Origin of the sequence: Ferribacterium limneticum, from assembly GCF_020510565.1 — a bacterium.
Classification (GTDB): Bacteria; Pseudomonadota; Gammaproteobacteria; order Burkholderiales; family Rhodocyclaceae; genus Azonexus; species Azonexus limneticus_B.
In genome coordinates this window covers 3,531,777-3,549,284 of sequence record NZ_CP075189.1, presented here as the reverse complement: position 1 = coordinate 3,549,284, position 17,508 = coordinate 3,531,777, and the positions used below count along the sequence as shown (strand labels likewise).

The following is a 17,508-nucleotide window of genomic DNA, read 5'->3' as shown; positions in this document are numbered from 1 at the left end:
CGGCGGATTGCAATTGGCCTGTGCGGGCGGCTGGTTTTTCACGGTGCCGAAGTGCGGTAAGGACATTTCAGTTTTGGCAGTTATTTCCGGTTCACCGTAGCAATGCGCGTTGGCGTACTTAAACAGAAATGCCCCGGCTGGCCGCGGTAAAATGTCGCCCATGAATTCGCCGCGCTACGTCCACCTCCGCCTCCATTCTGAATACTCCGTTACCGATGGCATCGTGCGCATCGGTGATGCCGTCAAGCGCGCGGCGGGAGATGGCATGCCGGCCATGGCGCTGACCGATCTGGGCAATCTGTTCGGGCTGGTCAAGTTCTATTCCGGGGCGCGCGGCAAGGGGGTCAAGCCGATTGCCGGGGCGGATGTCTGGATCGCCAATCCGGAGTCGCCGGACGATGCTTATCGCCTGCTGCTGCTGGCCCGCAACAACGCGGGTTACAAGCAGTTGTGCCAGTTGCTGAGCAAGGCTTATCTGGTTGAAGGCCGGCGTGACCGGGCTGAACTCAATCGCGACTGGTTCAACGAAGTTGGCTGCGACGGGCTGATCGCCTTGTCCGGGGCGCATCTCGGTGATGTCGGTGAAGCGCTGTTGAACGGCAATTTCGATCTGGCTGGCGAGCGGGCCAAGGCCTGGGAGGCGATTTTCCCTGGCGCCTTTTATCTCGAAGTGCAGCGCTACGGCCAGGCGCAGCAGGAGGCCATTGTCCAGCAGACGGCCGATCTGGCTGGCGAGACGGGCATTCCGCTGGTCGCCACGCATCCCATCCAGTTCCTGAATCGCGACGACTTCCGCGCCCATGAAGCGCGCGTCTGCATCGCCGAAGGTTACGTGCTGGGCGATACGCGGCGCCCGAAGCTGTACACGGAAGAGCAGTATTTCAAGACGCAGGCCGACATGGTCCAGTTGTTCGCCGATCTGCCGGAGGCGCTGGAAAACACGCTGGAAATCGCCCGGCGCTGCAACATCACGATGACGCTGGGCAAGAACTTCCTGCCTGATTTCCCGATTCCGCCGGGCATGACCATCGGCGAATATCTGGTCGATGAGGCGGAGAAAGGGTTGGAAGTCCGCCTCGCCGAGCTGTATCCGGACCCGGAAGTGCGCGCCCAGCGCCGGCCGGAGTACGACGAGCGCCTCGTCTTCGAGTGCAAGACCATTCTCCAGATGGGCTTCCCAGGCTACTTCCTGATCGTGGCCGACTTCATCAACTGGGCCAAGAACAACGGCGTGCCCGTCGGGCCGGGCCGGGGTTCCGGCGCCGGGTCGCTGGTCGCCTACAGCCTGCGCATTACCGACCTCGATCCGCTGGCCTACGCCCTGCTGTTCGAGCGCTTCCTGAATCCGGAACGGGTGTCGATGCCCGACTTCGATATCGACTTCTGCCAGGACAACCGCTGGCGGGTCATCGAGTACGTGCGCCAGCACTACGGTGAGGACGCGGTCAGTCAGATCGCCACCTTCGGCACCATGTCGTCGAAGGCGGTGATCCGCGACGTCGGCCGCGTCTTCGGCCTGCCGTACTCAATGTGCGACCGGATTTCCAAGCTCATTCCGATTGTCCAGAACAAGCCGGTGTCACTGGCCGAGGCGCTGGAGCAGGAGCCGCAGCTCAAGGAAATGATGCAGGGCGACGGCGATGGCGAAACCGTCCGCGAACTGTTCGATCTGGCCAGCCGGCTTGAAGACTTGACGCGTAATGTCGGCATGCATGCCGGCGGCGTGCTCATCGCGCCGGGCAAGATCACCGATTTCTGCCCGATTTATCAGGCGACCGGCAGCGATGCTTCGACGGTGTCGCAATTCGACAAGGATGACGTCGAGAAGGTCGGCCTGGTCAAGTTCGACTTTCTGGGCCTGCGCAACTTGACGATTATCGAGCTGGCCGTCGAGTACATCCGCCGGATGACCGGCGAGAAGCTCGATTTGATGAGCCTCGGGTTCACCGATCCGGCCGCCTACCAGATTCTCAAGGACGCCAACACGACGGCGATCTTCCAGGTTGAATCGGAGGGCATGAAGAAGCTGCTCAAGAAGCTGGCGCCCGACCGTTTCGAAGACATCATCGCTGTGCTCGCGCTCTATCGTCCCGGCCCGCTCGGTTCCGGGATGGTCGATGACTTCATCCTGCGCAAAAAGGGCCAGCAGAAGATTGATTATTTTCACCCCGACCTGACCGCCTGTCTGTCGCCGACTTACGGCGTCATCGTGTATCAGGAACAGGTCATGCAGATCTCGCAGATCATCGGCGGCTACACGCTCGGTGGCGCCGACATGCTGCGCCGCGCCATGGGCAAGAAGAAAGCCGAGGAAATGGCCCTGCACCGCGAAACCATCGCGGCCGGTGCCAAGCAGAAGGGTTACGACCCGGCGCTGGCCGAGCAGTTGTTCGACCTGATGACCAAGTTCGCCGAGTACGGCTTCAACAAGTCGCACACCGCCGCCTACGCCGTCGTCACCTACCACACCGCCTGGCTCAAGGCGCACCACTGCGCGGCCTTCATGGCGGCGACGATGTCGTCCGATCTCGACAACACCGACTCGGTGAAGATCTTTTACGAAGACACCATCGCCAACAAGATCAAGGTGCTCGGGCCGGACGTCAATGTCTCGAATTACCGTTTCGAGCCGGTCGACCGCGGCACCATCCGTTACGGTCTGGGGGCGGTCAAGGGGACCGGCGAGCAGGCGGTGAACGTCATCCTCAAGGCGCGCGAAACCGGCGGGCCGTTCAAGGACCTGTTCGATTTCTGCCAGCGCTGCGACAAGCGCATGGTCAATCGCCGGACCACCGAGGCGCTGATCAAGGCCGGTGCATTTGACGCGATTGCGCCGCTGGTCGCGCCGGGCAAGGGTGCCGATCGCTGCAAGCTGCTGGCCACCGTCGGCATCGCCATGGATTTTGCCGAGCAGCTGGAACGCAACGCCATGCAGACCAGCCTGTTTGACGTCGGTGACGTGGCGGACGAACATGCGCCGGAATACGTAAACGTTCGCCCGTGGGACGAAAAGACGCAGTTGATGGAAGAAAAGACGGCGCTCGGTTTCTTCTTCTCCGGCCATCCGTACAATACCTGCAAGAAAGAACTGTCGCGTTTCGTTCGCAGGCCACTCAACCGGCTGGAACCCTCGAAGGAGTTGACGACGCTGGCCGGCGTCGTGGTCGGTGTGCGCACCCAGATGACCCGGCGCGGCAAAATGCTGTTTGTGCAACTCGACGACGGCACCGGGATGATCGAGGTCACCGTTTTCAACGAACTTTTCGAAGCCGAACGCGCCAAGATCGTCACCGACGAAGTGCTGATCATCGAAGGCAAGGTGCGCTACGACGACTTTTCCGGCGGCAACAGCGTGACCGCCGACAAGCTCATGACGCTCGGCGAGGCGCGGGCCCGTTTCGCCCGGCATCTGCTGCTCAAAATGAACGGCAATTCCGATGCGCACAAGTTGAAGTCATTGCTGACGCCTTTCTCGCCCGGCACCGCTGCCGTGCGCGTCCGCTACCGCAATGCCGACGCCGAGTGTGAACTGCAACTCGGCAACGCCCTGCGCGTCCGCCTCGACGACGCTCTGCTCGAAGCCTTGTCGGGCTGGCTACAACCGGAAAACGTCGAAATAATCTATTCGTGACGACGCTGATTGACCGGGCTCTGCTCGCCAGCCTGACTGCCGAAGCCGAACAGGCGCCTCGCTTGCGCAAAAATCGCAACTTTCATCCGGGGGATGCCTATCCGGCCCACCGTTTGCTGATTGCCATCGAGCCCGGATCGTATGTCGCTCCACACCGACACCTCAATCCCGATAAGGACGAGACATTGCTTGTCGTCTGTGGGCGACTGGGAGTTGTCATTTTTCAGGCCGAAAATGCCGTTGACCGTAGCATCGTGCTGCAGGCCGGCGGCGAGGTGATAGGCATCGACATTCCGCATGGCGTTTTCCATACGGTTCTTGCGCTGGAGCCGGGCACCGTCTTTTTCGAGGCCAAAGCCGGTCCCTACGTGCCGATTGCCGAATCAGAACGCGCTCCCTGGGCCCCGGCCGAGGGGACTCCTGCCGCCGACGACTACCTGAAAGAGTTGCTGGCGCAGTTCGCCTGAGTCGCCTTGTCCTGGGTTTGCAGTTCCTCGGCGGACTAGTTGAACTGCAATATCGGCCGCTGACATTGTCATATATAAAAAATATTGCAATGCAGCATATATTTCGCAATTTTTAAAAATAATCAATTAAATTAAGTAATTGTCGCTATGTGGCGACATATTGCTATGCAAAAATAATATTGACGTTGGAATTTTTGCTGCTAGTATGACATTCCGTTTGCATTGTCTTTGCGAACATGTCTTTAACCACTAGTCCTGTGCAGGAGTGCTAATGTTCAATCAACTCAAACCGCTGGCCGCGCTAATCGCCACGGCCTTGATCTCAACCAGTGCGCTGGCTGCAACGCAGACGCTGGATGCCGGCAACTACACCATCAGCTATGACGACTCGTTTCTCGGGTTGTTCGGTACTCCGACGCTTACAGCTTCTGGTATCTCGTTCGCGACAGGTGGTGTCCCGGGTTTTACCGCTGTCAATTCTGTTCTTGAGGCCACCGTTTCCCTGACTATTACTGCTGATGCGGGTTACAAGCTGACGAGTTTTAATCTGGGCGAGAAGGGTTCATATTTCAAAGTGGACAACTCCTCCTCCGTGTTTGTGGGGGGTAACTTGACTGTTCAGGATCTGGTGAATACGAGTTCCAGCGTGATTAAAGACATCGTAACTGTGCCGCTGACTGACACTACTACGTTCAACAGTCAATTTCATGTTTCGACTTGGAATGCCAGTACCAGTGCACATCTAGAGACTGCAAAGGCAGCTGTCAGCATCTTTGATGTCCTCGGTGCGATTCCCGCAAATGGCGGATATGCATCCATCGGCAAGACCAATGTGATTCTTGATGTTGGCGTTGCCGCTGTTCCGGAACCCCAATCCTTCGCCATGCTTCTGGCTGGCTTGGGCATCATCGGTGCTGTAGCGCGTCGGCGTCGTATTGGCGCTTGATTCCGATGCAAGGCGGCCCCCGCAAGGGAGGATGCTGAAAAAGATAAAGCCCCTCGCGAGGGGCTTTATCTTTTTGTGATGACGACTTTGGGCCGCTATTTCACCAGATCGGTCTTGAAGCCGATGCGCACGGCACCCCAGTGGCGGCCGCCGATCAGGACGGGCATCGAGAGGTCGGCCAGGATTTCGCCGGTGTCGCGGACGTAGGTCTGGAACAGTGAGGACTTCTGGTTCTTGGCCAGCTTGAGGCCGACCGGGTCGTTGAATATCCGCTTGTGCCGGCATTTGACCAGGTCGACAGCCGGGTCGCCGCTCGGTTGATTGGAAAAGACGCCATTGTGGGCCGGCGCGTAGCCGTTGGTGTCGACCGAGAGCGAATAGGTCAGGCCGGGCACGTCGCGCAGCAGGTCGTCGTACATGCGGGTCAGTTCGCCGTCGCACTGGCTGTCGTAGGCCGTCGTGTAGCGCTTCGGGTTGGAGCCGGGAATTTCCTTGTAGGCCTGATCGAAGACATTGACCCCGCGGTCGGCCATTTTCTGCAGCACGGCAACGACGTTGTCGCGGAAACCGGCGCACTTGTCGTGCAGGGTGTCGAACATGCTGTTGCCGGTGCGGAAATCGGCCAGCGTGCATTGCAGGTCTTCGGTCGATTCGCGCAGGGTCTTGGCACTGTCCAGGCACTGTTTCATGCGCCCGGAAATGTCGCGCGAATGATCGCGGATGCCTTCGACTTCGTGGTGGATTGTCTGATTGCTCTCGCGCAGGTTGTAGATCGCGGTCGAAATGGACGACAACTGCTCGGTAGTCTGCTTGAAGTCGGAGACCATGGTCGTCAGGTCGGCCGCCGAGGTTTCGATGTAGCCATTGGCCCGCGTCACTTCGCCGACAATGGTCTGTGTCTTGGCCGAGGTGTCGGAGACGAGGTTGATCATCGACTGCGTGTTCTGGCCGATGACCTGGGTTGCCGTCTTGACCTTTTCCGCCAGTTTTCGCACTTCGTCGGCGACCACGGCAAAACCGCGGCCCGCTTCGCCGGCCCGGGCGGCTTCGATGGCGGCATTGAGCGCCAGCAGATTGGTCTGGTCGGAAATATCGTTGATCAGCGAGACGATCTGGTCGATCTTCATTGAATTGGTGTGCAGTTCGGCCACCGTCGCCGAAAAATGCTCAATGTGCGCGTTGGTCGAGCGCATGGTCGAGGCCACCGTTTCCATCTGCTCCAGCGAGCGCTGGGCGAGGTCGAGGTTGTTCTGGGTCGATGCCTGGATGGCGTCCGAATTCCTTGCCACTTCACTGACCGCCTGATTGACCAGGTTGCTCGACTCGAAGACGTTGGCGGCGAGGGCTTCCTGGCGGCGCACGGCGTCGTCGGTCTGCTGCACCTGACTGTTCATCCGGGCGGCGTCGGCAGCAATGCTTACGCTGCGCTCGCGGGCATGTGAAATGAGGCCGCGGACACGGCTGAAAAAGCGGTTGATGTTGCCGGAAATGCGCCCGGCGGCATCGCTGCCGGCATGGCCTACCGAGTACGAAAGGTCAGCACTGCCGTCAGCGATCGCCGCGATGTCGCGGTCAATCTTCTCGAGTGCGCTGCTGTTGCCAAAAAATCCCATGGTGTGTCTCCTGAATCTTTTTTAGTGGACGGGATTGCGGTGCAATGTGATCGTCCGCCCGATTTTTTCAGGCGGCGTCATTCTTTGTTTTTAGTTGCTGCGCTGGCGAGCTGCCAGGCGGCCGAGGATGAATCCCTTGATTTCATGGAAGGGAATCGGCTTGCCGAAGATGGTGATGTCGGAGGGCAGGCCGCGCTCGAGAATCTCTTCGCGGTCGATGGCGCTGACGACGATGATGTCCATGCGGGCCAGATCGGTATTGGCGCGCAGGCGGCGGATCATTTCGAAACCGTCCATGCCCGGCATCATGAGGTCGGCGATCAGGATGTCGGGGACACGCTGGCCGACTTGCAGCAGGCCATCGAAACCGTTGGCGACGATGCGCAGTTTGACTGGCAGGTTCCAGCTATCGACGGTCATCTGGTAGAGCATTTGCAGGGTCAGATCGTCTTCGGCGACGAGGATTTCGATCTGGCCGCCATATTCCTGGGCGCTTGGCGTCAGGTTGCGCCGACGGGCGAGCAGGGCATCAACTGAAGCAACCGGAATGCGGCGATGTCCGCCGGCAGTTTTCCACGCTTCGAGCGCGCCGCTTTCAACCATGTTCTGAACTGTGCCCAAGGAAACACCCAGACGGAGGGCTGCTTGCCTGGTGCTGAGATATTCGGAATCGGCCATGATCTTGTCTTTGCTGAAATTACAAATTCGCCAAATTTTATCCTGTAATCGCGCGAAACTACAATAAAAAAAACCCGAGGCGTATTGGCGCTCGGGTTTTTGTCGCCGATGCCCAGTCCGTGGGCAAATGCGCCGTTTACAGTTTCTTGGCGTTCTTGGCCAGGTAGGCGGCAACGCCTTCGGTCGACGCGGTCATGCCGGGTTTGCCCTTGCTCCAGCCGGCCGGGCAGACTTCACCGTGCTCTTCGAAGAATTGCAGGGCGTCGACCATGCGCAGCATTTCGTCGATGTTGCGGCCGAGCGGCAGCATGTTGACGACCTGGTGCATGACGACGCCGCTCTTGTCGATCAGGAAGGACCCGCGCAGGGCGACCCCGGCGGCTTCGAGCTCGACGTCGTAGGCGCGGCAGATGTCGTGCTTGACGTCGGCGACCAGCGGGTAGCCGACCTGCCCGATGCCGCCTTCCTTGACCGGGGTGTTCTTCCAGGCCAGGTGGGTGAACTGCGAGTCGATCGAGACGCCGATGACTTCGACGCCGCGCTGCTCGAATTCGTACAGGCGATGATCGAAGGCGATCAGCTCGGACGGGCAGACGAAGGTGAAGTCGAGCGGATAGAAGAAGAGAACGACGGGCTTGCCCTTGAAGGAGGAGAGCTTCAGTTCCTTTATTTCATTGTTGCCATATACGGCGGTGGCGGTGAAATCCGGTGCTTGCTTGCCAACGAGAACGGCCATGGGGAGCTCCTTGTATTGATGGGTTTGTGGGGTGGGGGGAGCAGGCAATTTAACCAAGCTGGCATAAGGTGTCAAACGGCTATTCCGGCCCGAAGGGCCCAGCCGGAAAGCGGCACGGCCTGTCCGCAAAGCCTGGGTCGCTGGCATAATCACGGCATGAAAATAACGATAGCCGAGCAGACTGGCGGAGGGGCTGGGTCATGCTGAAGGTGCTGGTTTTTCTGCCGGTGGTGGGCGCGCTCCTGCTGGCCGTTCTGCCAGTGCGTCGCGCCCTGCCGCTGTGGCAGGTGGCGATGGCCTTTGCGCTGGGGGCGCTGGGTTATTCGCTGTGGCTGGCCGGGCAGTTCGACACGGCCGGGCCGGCGCTGCAGATGTTCGAGAGCCGGGCGTGGAATCGCCGGCTCGGTTCCTATTTTGCGCTCGGTGTCGATGGCATTTCCTTGGCCATGGTCCTGCTGACCGCGCTGCTCTCGCTGATTGCCGTGCTGATGTCGCGGCGCATGGAAGCGGGGGCGCGACTTTATTTCGTGCTGGTGCTGCTGCTCGAGTCGGCGATGTTCGGCGTCTTCATGGCGCGCGACTGGTCACTGTTTTATGTTTTCTGGGAAGCGACGCTACTGCCGCTGTTTTTCCTGATCGACCGGCTGGGCGGCCCGAACCGGCAACGCGCGGCGCTCAACTTCTTTCTCTACACGCTGGGCGGTTCGGTGTTCATGCTCGTCGCGCTGCTCTTTCTATATGACGCGGCGCCCGGCCACAGTTTCGCCATGGCCGACATGGCCGAAGGCGGGCGCGGCCTGCCGCTCAATACGCAATTGCTGATTTTTGCCGGCTTTTTCATCGGCTTCGGCGTCAAGATGCCGGTCTTCCCTCTGCACGGCTGGCTGCCGCTGGCCCATGTCGAGGCGCCCAGCCCGGTATCTATTTTGCTCTCCGGTGTGCTGCTCAAGATGGGCGCCTACGGGCTGATCCGTGCTGCCGAAACGCTGCCCGCCGCCTTGCTGGCGACGCAGGACTGGCTGGTCGTCATTGCCTTCATCAGTCTGCTTTACGGCGGCATCCTCGCTTGGCGCCAGCAGGACTTGAAAGCGATGGTCGCCTACTCGTCGATCTCGCACATGGGTGTCGTACTGCTCGGTATCGCCACGCTCAATGTCACCGGCCTGACCGGCGCCGTCATGCAGATGGTGGCGCACGGGCTGACCGCCGGCCTGCTCTTTCTCGTCGTCGGTTTGCTCTATCAGCGCACGCACAGCCGCGATCTGGCCGATTACGGCTCGCTGCTCGGCAAGGCGCCGCGCTTCGCTTTCTTCACGGCCTTCGGGCTGCTTGCCGCGATCGGCCTGCCGGGCAGTGCCGGCTTCATCGCCGAACTGCATGCCCTGGTCGGTGGCTATCAGCGCTGGGGCGGCTGGGTGCTGATCTTGTGCCTGGCCATGCTCATCGGCGCGGCGTACAGCCTGCGCGTCATCGGTCGTCTGTGCCTGAAAGGCAAGCCGATGGACCTGCCGGACATGACGCGGACCGAAGCGGTGGCGGCCGGGATTTTGGCGCTGTGCATCGTTGGCCTTGGCGTCTGGCCGGCGCCTTTGCTCGACCTGGTCGCCGGCAGTGTCGGCCAGGTCGCCCGACTGTTCGGGGCATGAGATGAACGCCGAACACGACCTGCCCATCCGCCAGCGCCTGGCCCACTGGGTCGAGCATCTGACGCATGTGCTGCCGGCGCAGGCGCCGATCCGCGATTTCGTGCACCACAACACCCTGCACGGCTTCCAGCATCTGCCGTTTGCCGAGGCGCTGACGGCAGCTTCGGCGCTGACCGGGGCGACCACTTATTGGCCGGAAGCGAAGTTCCGCGACTGCCTGGCCAGCGGACGCATCAGCGCCGACGACCTGAGCGCCGCCTTCGACGATTTCGGCCTGGCCGGTCTGGATTTGCCGGTCGTGCGGGCGCTCACCCGGCGCGACATCCTCCTGGCCAGTCTGCAGGCCGGCAACGAAGTGCCAGATGCCAGCCGTTTGGACTGGCTGCAGCGCGAGGGCGGGCTGGCAGAAGATTTCATTTTTGACCATTTTTTCCGGTTGACCGTAGCATCGGTGTCCAGCCCGGAGGCGCAGCCCTGGCGAGCCCAGGCGTCGGGCCGCTGGGCTGTCTTGCAGGCGCGGGTGGGGAAGGGCTGGACGTGGCGCGGCCTGCTCGAACATCTGGCCGACGAGGACATCCTCGAACGGGTGCGCAGCATCCTGCAGCGCCATCTGGCGGCGCATCTCGACCTCGGCGTCGCCGCCTGGCGCAACCCGGCTCAGGATCAGGGCTTCTTCGCCGCCTGGCGGGCCAGTGCCGGGCTCGATCTGGCGTGGGAAATGGATGAGTTGCCCAACGTCCGCGACGAAATCCTGCACCTGCCGGACAACCCGATCGACGTTCTGCTGGACGAACTGCCCCGGCTGATGCCGGACGACAGCCTGTGGTACGGCTACCTGCAGCGCCTGTCCCTTGAGTTGCCCGGCTGGTCCGGCATGTTCCTGTGGCGCGACCGCAACCCGCAACGCGGCGACGGCACGCCGGTCGCCATGATCGATTACCTCGCCGTCCGCGTCCTCCTCGAACGGCTGCTCACCGACGATCTGATCCGGCGCGTGACCGGCGGCCCGACGACACTGGCCGATTTGCCGGCCTATTACGTCGCACATCCGGAAGAACTGCTCATCCGCGACATCCGCCATGCCCCCTGGCTACCCGAAGCCAAGCAAGATCGCGCCGCGCGGCTCGTCGATTTGGCCCGCAACGGCCATGTCGACGCCGATGAGTGGCGTCTCCTGGCGGAATCCGTGGCGCCGCTCGTCGGCCGGGCGCAAGCGCACGGCGACGCGTGGCGCCTCGCTGCGCTGAGCCGGCAGCTCGGCCTGACGCTGTCTGACCTCGAAACGCTGAGCCGCGAAGAAGTCGCCGCCCTGCAAACCTGCGCCGGCAGCCTGACTGCCGAGCAGCGCAGCCAGATCTGGCTGCTTGCCTACGAACGCCATTACCGCGAACAGCTTTTTTCGGCGCTGACCGCCAACTATCCGCGCCAGACCGCGCCGGCCACGCCATCGGCGCAAGTCGTCATGTGCATGGACGACCGCGAGGAGGGCACGCGCCGCCATCTCGAAGAAATCGCGCCGGACATCGTCACCTATGGCGCCGTCGGCTTCTTCGGCGTGCCGATCTACTGGCAGGGGCTGGACGACCCGGGCAAGACGGCGCTCTGCCCGATTGTCGTGCGGCCGACCCAACTCGTCCGCGAACTGGGCGGTGTCGGCGGCGAAATCGAACAGGGCCAGCGCGCCGCCCGCCGCGAAAAGCGCCTGCACTGGCGCGAACTTTTCTATCAGGCGACGCGCCGGCGCGCCGTGGCCGGCCCGATTCTGACTGCACTCGGCAGCCTGCCGGCCATCGCCGCGCTGACGGCGGTGACGTTGGCCCCCGGCTGGTTCGCCGAAACGGCACGGCGCTGGCGCGAGCAATACGACGGCCGGCTGGCCACCCGGCTGGTCCTGACCGCCGAGCAGAAAATCGAGGCGACGCCGGAACAGCCGCAACTTGGCCTGACCGATGCCGAGCAGATCAAGTACGTCGAAGACTTCCTGCGCATGATCGGTCTGGCCGGCAATTTCGCCCCGCTCGTCCTGTTCTTCGGCCACGGCTCGGGCAGCCGGAACAATCCCCACCTCTCGGCCTACGACTGCGGCGCCTGCTCCGGCAAGCACGGCGGGCCGAATGCGCGGATTTTCGCGGCCATGGCCAATCGTCCCGAAGTCCGGGCCGGGCTGGCGGCGCATGGCTTGCTGGTTCCCGAAACCTGCTGGTTCATCGCCGCCGAGCACAACACCTGCGACGACGGCGTCGAGTGGTACGACCTCGACACCGTGCCGGAACGCTTCCAGGCAGCGCTCGACACGCTGCTGGCCCAGATCGGCGAAGCCTGCCGGGCGCATGCGGCCGAGCGCTGTCGCCGCCTGGCCTCGGCGCCCGTTCGTCCGACCCCGTGGAAAGCCCGCCAGCACATGCTCGGCCGGGCCAGCGACATTTCCCAGGCGCGGCCGGAACTGGGCCACGCCACCAATGCCGCCGCTTTCATCGGCCGGCGCGACATGAGTCGCGGCCTCTTCCTCGACCGCCGCGTTTTCCTGATTTCCTACGATCCGGCCAGCGATGACGACGGCAGCATCGTCGAAGGCATCCTGCTCGCCGCCGGACCGGTCGGCGCCGGCATCGCCCTTGAATATTATTTCTCGACGGTCGACAACGAACATTTCGGCTGCGGCTCGAAAATCACCCACAACATCACCGGCCTGTTCGGCGTCATGGAAGGCGCCGACTCCGACCTGCGCACCGGCCTGCCCTGGCAGATGGTCGAAATCCACGAGCCGATGCGCCTGCTCGTCGTCGTTGAACAGACGCCGGAAGTGCTGACCGCCATCCTCAATCGCCAGCTGCCGCTGCAGGAACTGATCAATAACGAATGGATTATTTTGGCCGCCAAATCCCCGTTGACCGCAGCAATCGAGCTTTACTGCCCACGCCGCGGCTGGCTGCCGTGGTCTGGCTCGGCTGTGCTGCCGCAGGTGGGGCGCTCGGCAGACTGGTTCGCCGGTGAGTCGGAAGCGCTGGCGCCGGCGATTGTTCTTGGTGGGGCCAGGGCAACTACGCTCCTCCCCCTTCAAGGGGGAGGCAGGGAGGGGGATGGGTTCGGGCACGGAAGCCCGCTGACCCATCCCCTCCCCAACCCTCCCCTTGTCCCAGGGGATACCGTCCCTACGGGACATAAAGGGGAGGGAGCTATTTTCCCGACGATGGCGAGCTTCAAGGAGCCCAAATGATGGTCCTGCTCGAAATTCTCCCTAACTGGATCTGGCTCGTCCCCGTCCTGCCCCTCGTCGCCGTCGTCATCAACGCCACCCGGGTTCTCCTCGGCACGGCCACCGGCGACGCTGCCGAGCCGCTGACCGCCCGCCTGTCGTCGCTGGCGGCTTTCGGCGGTCTGGTCCTTATGCTGGCCATCGATACGTTGGCCCTGATCGACGCCCCGCCCGGCCATCTTCGCCTCGCCCACTGGTTCGGCAACGGCAACTGGGAGGCCACCTTCTCTTTCATGCTCGACCCGCTGTCGCTGACGCTGGGCACGCTGACGGCACTGATCGGTTGGCTGGTCATGCGTTTCTCGGCCAATTACCTGCACCGCGAGGCCGGCTTCCATCGCTTCTTCATCGCCCTCAGTTTCTTCCTGGCCGGCATCCAGCTTGTCCTGCTCGCCGGCAACGGGCTGCTCGCCTTCGTCGGCTGGGAAATGTGCGGCGTCTCGTCTTTCCTGCTCATCGGTTATGCCTGGCATCGGCCGGTGGCGACCGGCAACGCGCTGTTCGCCTTTGTCACCAATCGCGGCGGCGATGCCGGCTTTTTGCTCGCCCTCGGGCTGGCCGCCACTTGGCTCGGCGGTTTCGAGTGGACCCTGCTCTCGAAAGCCTCGCAGATCAGCGTCGTCAATGACCGGCTGCTGGTCATCGGCTTCGTCATTGCGGCGCTCGCCAAGTCGGCGCAACTGCCGTTCTCGGCGTGGATCACCAAGGCGCTCGAAGGGCCGACACCGTCATCGGCCATCTTCTACGGCGCCGTCATGGTCCATGCCGGCGTCTATTTGATGCTGCGCCTCGAACCGCTGCTCGTCCAGGTCCCGGACGTCATGTTCGGCCTGGTTGTCGCCGGCGTCCTGACGGCGATCTACGCCTGGCTGTGCGGCCTGGTGCAGACCGACGTCAAGTCGGCGCTGATCTTCGCGACGCTGTTCCAGGTCTCGCTGATGTTCGTTGCCATCGGGCTGGGCTGGACGACGCTGGCCCTCGTCCATCTCTGCCTGCATGCCGGCTGGCGGGTCTGGCAGTTCCTCGTCGCGCCATCGTGGCTGGTCATCACCCGCGAGCGGCCGCCTCCGCCGCCGGCCTGGCTGCGTAACAATCAGTTGCTGTACACCGCCGCCCTGCAACGTTTCTGGCTCGACAAACTGGCCGATACGCTGTTCGTCCAGCCAACCGAGTCGTTTTCCCGTGATGCCCACGCCTTCGAAGAGCATTTCATTGATCATGCCATCGGCCAGCCGGGGCAGGGCAAGGCGGTCCATGCTGACCGCCCGCTGGTCGTCGTCGATGGCTTGCCGGGGCGCCTGCTGGCTTGGGCCTCGGATGTCCTGCAGCGCATCGAATACCGCCTGTTGCTGCGCGGCAAGGGCGGCACGGCGGAAAAGCTCATGCACCGGGCCGGCGCCTACCTGCGCACGCTGGAAAACCTGCTTGAACAGCCGCGCTACCTGATGATGGCCGTGATGGCGACTTTCGTGGTGATTCTATGACCAGCGGCCTGAGCGAAATTTTCTGGACCGAGCAGGCCAGCCTGCCGCTGCTGCTCGCCCTGCAATTGCTGCCGCTGCTCGGCGCGGCCGTGGTTTATGCCCTCGACGAGCGGCGCACCGGCGTCACGCTCGGCAAGGTCTTCGCCCTGGGCGAACTGCTGCTCTGCATCGTCGCCGTCAGCCACATCAACCCGACCCTGCCCGCCCTGCAACTGGCCGAACGCTTTGCGCCGCTGGCCTACCACGTTGCAGTCGACGGCCTGAGCCTGCTCTTTTTGCTGCTCGTTGCGCTGCTGACTTTGCTCATGACGCTGTACGGCATGAGCCGCGGCATGATCTCGCCGGGGCGGCTGTTTGCCGTGCTGCTGCTGGCCGAAACCGGGCTGGTCGGCATGCTGGTGACGGTCAATGTGGCGTGGTTCGCCGCCTTCTCGGCCCTCGAATTGTGGGCGGTGGTTTTCCTGCTCCGGCGCTGGGCTTCGTCGCGGGCCGAAATCCACGCGCTGGCCCGCTTCGTCCAGTATCAGGCCTTCGGCTGGGTGCTCTTCGCGGCTGGCTGTCTGGTGCTCGGCTGGGGGCATGCCGAGGCGACGGGCGGCCGGTGGAGCTTTGATCTCTTCGATCTGGTCGGCGCCGTGCCGGTCGGCAAGTTCCAGACTGCCGCCTTCTACCTGCTGTTTTACGGGCTGGCCGTGCGCACGCCGCTCTTCCCGCTGCACGGCTGGCTGCCCAACATGGCGCAGCATGGCCTGATCGCCGTCGCCCCGGCGCTCATGGTCGGCGTCAAGGTCGGCATCTACGGCATGATGCGTTTTGTCCTGCCGCTGACCCCGGCGGCGGTCGAGACCTGGCAGCCCTACGTCGTGGGTTTCGCCATGGCCGGCGTCTTCTTCACGGCAGCGCTGGCTTTCCAGCAGAGCAACCTGCGCCGCTTGCTGGCCTTTGCCGTGGTCAGCCACACCAGCCTGCTCGTCATCGGCCTGTTCAGCCTGCACGAGTCGGGCATCCAGGGCGCCATGCTGCTCGCCGCCAACTTCGGGCTGGCGGTGACCGGCATGTGGTTCATTGTCGGCTTCGTCTTCCGGCGCACCGGGACGACCGAGTTGCACGAACTCTCCGGCCTGTTCGAGCGCATTCCCTTCCTCGCCATCGCCTTCCTGACCTTCGGCCTAGCCATCGTCGGCATGCCCGGCACGCCGGGTTTCGATGCCGCTCACCTGATTCTCGAAGCCTCCATCGACAAATTCGGCGCCCTGCCGACGGTGGCGACCGCTCTCGGCAACGTCGCGGCGGCCGGCTTCCTGCTCTGGGCTTTTCAGCGGGCCTTCCTGTCGCAGGCGAAAGCCGGCGGCCACGATGTCGACCGCACCTTGCCGATGGAATACGTCGTCTGCGGCATCGCGCTGGCCGCCATGCTGGCCATCGGCTTCTTCACCGAACCCTGGCTGTACCTGACCGAAACGGCCAGCCAGGCGGCCGCGGCGAGGTTCGTGCGATGAGCCTGCCGCTGCTCTCTCTGCTGATTTTTGGTCTGCTGGCCGGCATCACGGCGATCTGGCTGCTGCCGGCGCGGGCGACGCGCCATGTCGTGGCCTTCACCATGCTCGTCACGCTGGCTCTGGCCACCGCGGCGCTGGTCGCCTACGACCCGGCCGGGGCGCGCTTTCAACTGCTCGAACGGGTGTCGTGGATCGCCAGCCTGAATATTCATTACCTGGTCGCGGTCGACGGCATTTCCGTGCTGTTTTTGCCGGCCACGGCGCTGCTATTTCTCGGCTCGCTGGTCGCCAGCTGGAACGCGGTGCCCGACGCGCCGCGCCTGCATTACAGCCTGCTGCTGTTGTTCCAGATGGCGACGCTGGGTATTTTCTGCGCCCTCGATACGGCGCTGTTCTTCGTCTTCTGGGAACTGACGCTGGTCCCGCTCTATTTCCTGCTCGGTCGCTGGGGCGTGACCGGCGGCAGCGCCCACGCTGCGGCGCGCTATTTCCTGATCATGCTGGCCGGCGGCATCCCGCTGCTCATCGCCTTCGTCATCCTCGCCACCAGCCAGCCGGTGCTGACCTTCGACCTGACGGTCCTGCTCGGCGCGCCGCTGCCGCGGTCGACGCAAACGGCGGTTTTCCTGCTCTGCCTGATCGGTTTCGGCGCCAAGGTACCGCTCGTCCCGCTCCACACCTGGCTGCCGCAGTTCGCGCTGGCCGCGCCCGGTTCGCTGACGGCCCTGATCGTCGGCCTCAAGCTCGGCGCCTTCGGCCTCATCCGCTTCGCCATCCCGCTCGCGCCGCAGGCTGCGCTCGACCTGCACTGGCTGCTCGCCGGGCTGGGCACCGTCGCCATCCTCTACGGCGCGGTCGGCATGCTGGCCCAGAGCAACCTGCGCGTCGGCCTGGCCTACGCCAGCATCTGCCATGTCGGGCTGGCCGTGCTCGGCCTGGCGTCCTACACGGCGCAGGCGGCGCAGGGCGCGGTGTCCTTGCTGCTCAGCTTCTCGGTGGCCACCGGCGGGGCTTTCGTGCTGCTCGAATTCCTGCGTCAGCGCACCGGTTCAACCGACGTCAACGCGCTGGGCGGCGCGGCCAAAACCATGCCGCTGCTCGCCACGGGTTTCATGATCTGCGGCCTGGCGGGGGTCGGCATGCCGGGCACGAGCAGCTTCCCCGGCGAATTCATGCTCATCATCGCGGCGCTGCAAAGCCACACCGGTGCCGGCATGGCCGCGCTGTTCGGCCTCTCCATCGCGGCCGGCGGTTTCTTGTCGCTCTATCGCAAAGCATTTTTCGGCCCGGTGACCCGGGCGACGGTGGCCAATGCCAGCGATCTGCGGCCGCGCGAATGGGCCGTGCTTGTCGCGCTGATCGTCATGATCGTCGGCATTGGCATCAACCCCGGGCCGTGGATCGAGATCGTCAGGCCGGCGGCTGAAGCGTGGGCGGCAGGGCTGGGGCGCTGATCCTGGGTGTGCCCTGGATTTCAATTTTGGCCGTTTTTACGTTTCACGTAGTAAACCCGGTTGACCGTGGGAATCGGGAATCCGGAATCCGGTGTTGC

11 protein-coding genes are annotated in these 17,508 nt (G+C 63.2%); 8 read left to right on the top strand and 3 right to left on the bottom strand.

Annotated elements, in window-relative coordinates; all coding sequences use genetic code 11:
* Positions 1–151 precede the first annotated feature (151 nt).
* From dnaE to KI610_RS16990, 3 genes are all read left to right on the top strand, one after another.
* Positions 152–3,631, top strand: a complete 3,480-nt coding sequence (gene dnaE / locus KI610_RS17000) for a DNA polymerase III subunit alpha (protein WP_226496131.1) — start codon at positions 152–154, stop codon at positions 3,629–3,631.
* Positions 3,628–4,098 (top strand): WbuC family cupin fold metalloprotein, encoded by a 471-nt coding sequence (locus tag KI610_RS16995; protein WP_226496130.1) that lies wholly within the window; start codon positions 3,628–3,630, stop codon positions 4,096–4,098. Before dnaE ends, KI610_RS16995 begins: the two co-directional genes overlap by 4 nt.
* A gap of 271 nt (positions 4,099–4,369) precedes the next feature.
* A complete protein-coding gene (locus KI610_RS16990; RefSeq protein WP_226496129.1) occupies positions 4,370–5,044 on the top strand; it encodes a PEP-CTERM sorting domain-containing protein in 675 nt (224 codons plus the stop codon).
* Between the two features lie 95 nt (positions 5,045–5,139).
* Here KI610_RS16990 and KI610_RS16985 read toward each other — a convergent pair whose 3' ends face one another.
* From KI610_RS16985 to KI610_RS16975, 3 genes are all read right to left on the bottom strand, one after another.
* Positions 5,140–6,657, bottom strand: coding sequence for a methyl-accepting chemotaxis protein (locus KI610_RS16985; RefSeq protein ID WP_226496128.1), 1,518 nt, complete (start codon positions 6,655–6,657; stop codon positions 5,140–5,142).
* Positions 6,658–6,747: 90 nt separating this feature from the next.
* Positions 6,748–7,335: a response regulator gene (locus KI610_RS16980; protein ID WP_226496127.1), complete on the bottom strand. Its 588-nt coding sequence runs from the start codon at positions 7,333–7,335 to the stop codon at positions 6,748–6,750.
* A 136-nt stretch (positions 7,336–7,471) separates the two neighbouring features.
* Positions 7,472–8,071 (bottom strand): peroxiredoxin, encoded by a 600-nt coding sequence (locus KI610_RS16975; protein WP_226496126.1) that lies wholly within the window; start codon positions 8,069–8,071, stop codon positions 7,472–7,474.
* A gap of 200 nt (positions 8,072–8,271) precedes the next feature.
* Here KI610_RS16975 and KI610_RS16970 point away from each other — a divergent pair, with 200 nt between their 5' ends.
* From KI610_RS16970 to KI610_RS16950, 5 genes are read left to right on the top strand one after another with little or no spacing between them, the layout of a single operon-like run.
* Positions 8,272–9,717: a complex I subunit 4 family protein gene (locus KI610_RS16970; protein WP_226496125.1), complete on the top strand. Its 1,446-nt coding sequence runs from the start codon at positions 8,272–8,274 to the stop codon at positions 9,715–9,717.
* Between the two features lies 1 nt (position 9,718).
* Positions 9,719–12,934, top strand: a complete 3,216-nt coding sequence (locus KI610_RS16965) for a DUF2309 domain-containing protein (protein ID WP_226496124.1) — start codon at positions 9,719–9,721, stop codon at positions 12,932–12,934.
* Entirely contained in the window at positions 12,931–14,457 is a 1,527-nt protein-coding gene (locus tag KI610_RS16960; RefSeq protein WP_226496123.1) for a proton-conducting transporter transmembrane domain-containing protein, read from the top strand. The genes KI610_RS16965 and KI610_RS16960 overlap by 4 nt, the downstream gene beginning before the upstream one ends.
* Entirely contained in the window at positions 14,454–15,956 is a 1,503-nt protein-coding gene (locus KI610_RS16955; protein WP_226496122.1) for a complex I subunit 4 family protein, read from the top strand. Before KI610_RS16960 ends, KI610_RS16955 begins: the two co-directional genes overlap by 4 nt.
* Complete coding sequence (locus KI610_RS16950) at positions 15,953–17,410, top strand: complex I subunit 4 family protein (RefSeq protein ID WP_226496121.1); 1,458 nt, start codon at positions 15,953–15,955, stop codon at positions 17,408–17,410. Before KI610_RS16955 ends, KI610_RS16950 begins: the two co-directional genes overlap by 4 nt.
* The last annotated feature ends 98 nt before the right edge of the window (positions 17,411–17,508 follow it).

Excerpts from the sequence above, each read along its gene's own strand:
- dnaE (WP_226496131.1), top strand. The coding sequence starts at position 152 with ATGTCGCCCATGAATTCGCCGCGCTACGTCCACCTCCGCCTCCATTCT.
- KI610_RS16990 (WP_226496129.1), top strand. The coding sequence starts at position 4,370 with ATGTTCAATCAACTCAAACCGCTGGCCGCGCTAATCGCCACGGCCTTG.
- KI610_RS16985 (WP_226496128.1), bottom strand. The coding sequence starts at position 6,657 with ATGGGATTTTTTGGCAACAGCAGCGCACTCGAGAAGATTGACCGCGAC.
- KI610_RS16980 (WP_226496127.1), bottom strand. The coding sequence starts at position 7,335 with ATGGCCGATTCCGAATATCTCAGCACCAGGCAAGCAGCCCTCCGTCTG.
- KI610_RS16975 (WP_226496126.1), bottom strand. The coding sequence starts at position 8,071 with ATGGCCGTTCTCGTTGGCAAGCAAGCACCGGATTTCACCGCCACCGCC.
- KI610_RS16970 (WP_226496125.1), top strand. The coding sequence starts at position 8,272 with ATGCTGAAGGTGCTGGTTTTTCTGCCGGTGGTGGGCGCGCTCCTGCTG.
- KI610_RS16965 (WP_226496124.1), top strand. The coding sequence starts at position 9,719 with ATGAACGCCGAACACGACCTGCCCATCCGCCAGCGCCTGGCCCACTGG.
- KI610_RS16960 (WP_226496123.1), top strand. The coding sequence starts at position 12,931 with ATGATGGTCCTGCTCGAAATTCTCCCTAACTGGATCTGGCTCGTCCCC.
- KI610_RS16955 (WP_226496122.1), top strand. The coding sequence starts at position 14,454 with ATGACCAGCGGCCTGAGCGAAATTTTCTGGACCGAGCAGGCCAGCCTG.
- KI610_RS16950 (WP_226496121.1), top strand. The coding sequence starts at position 15,953 with ATGAGCCTGCCGCTGCTCTCTCTGCTGATTTTTGGTCTGCTGGCCGGC.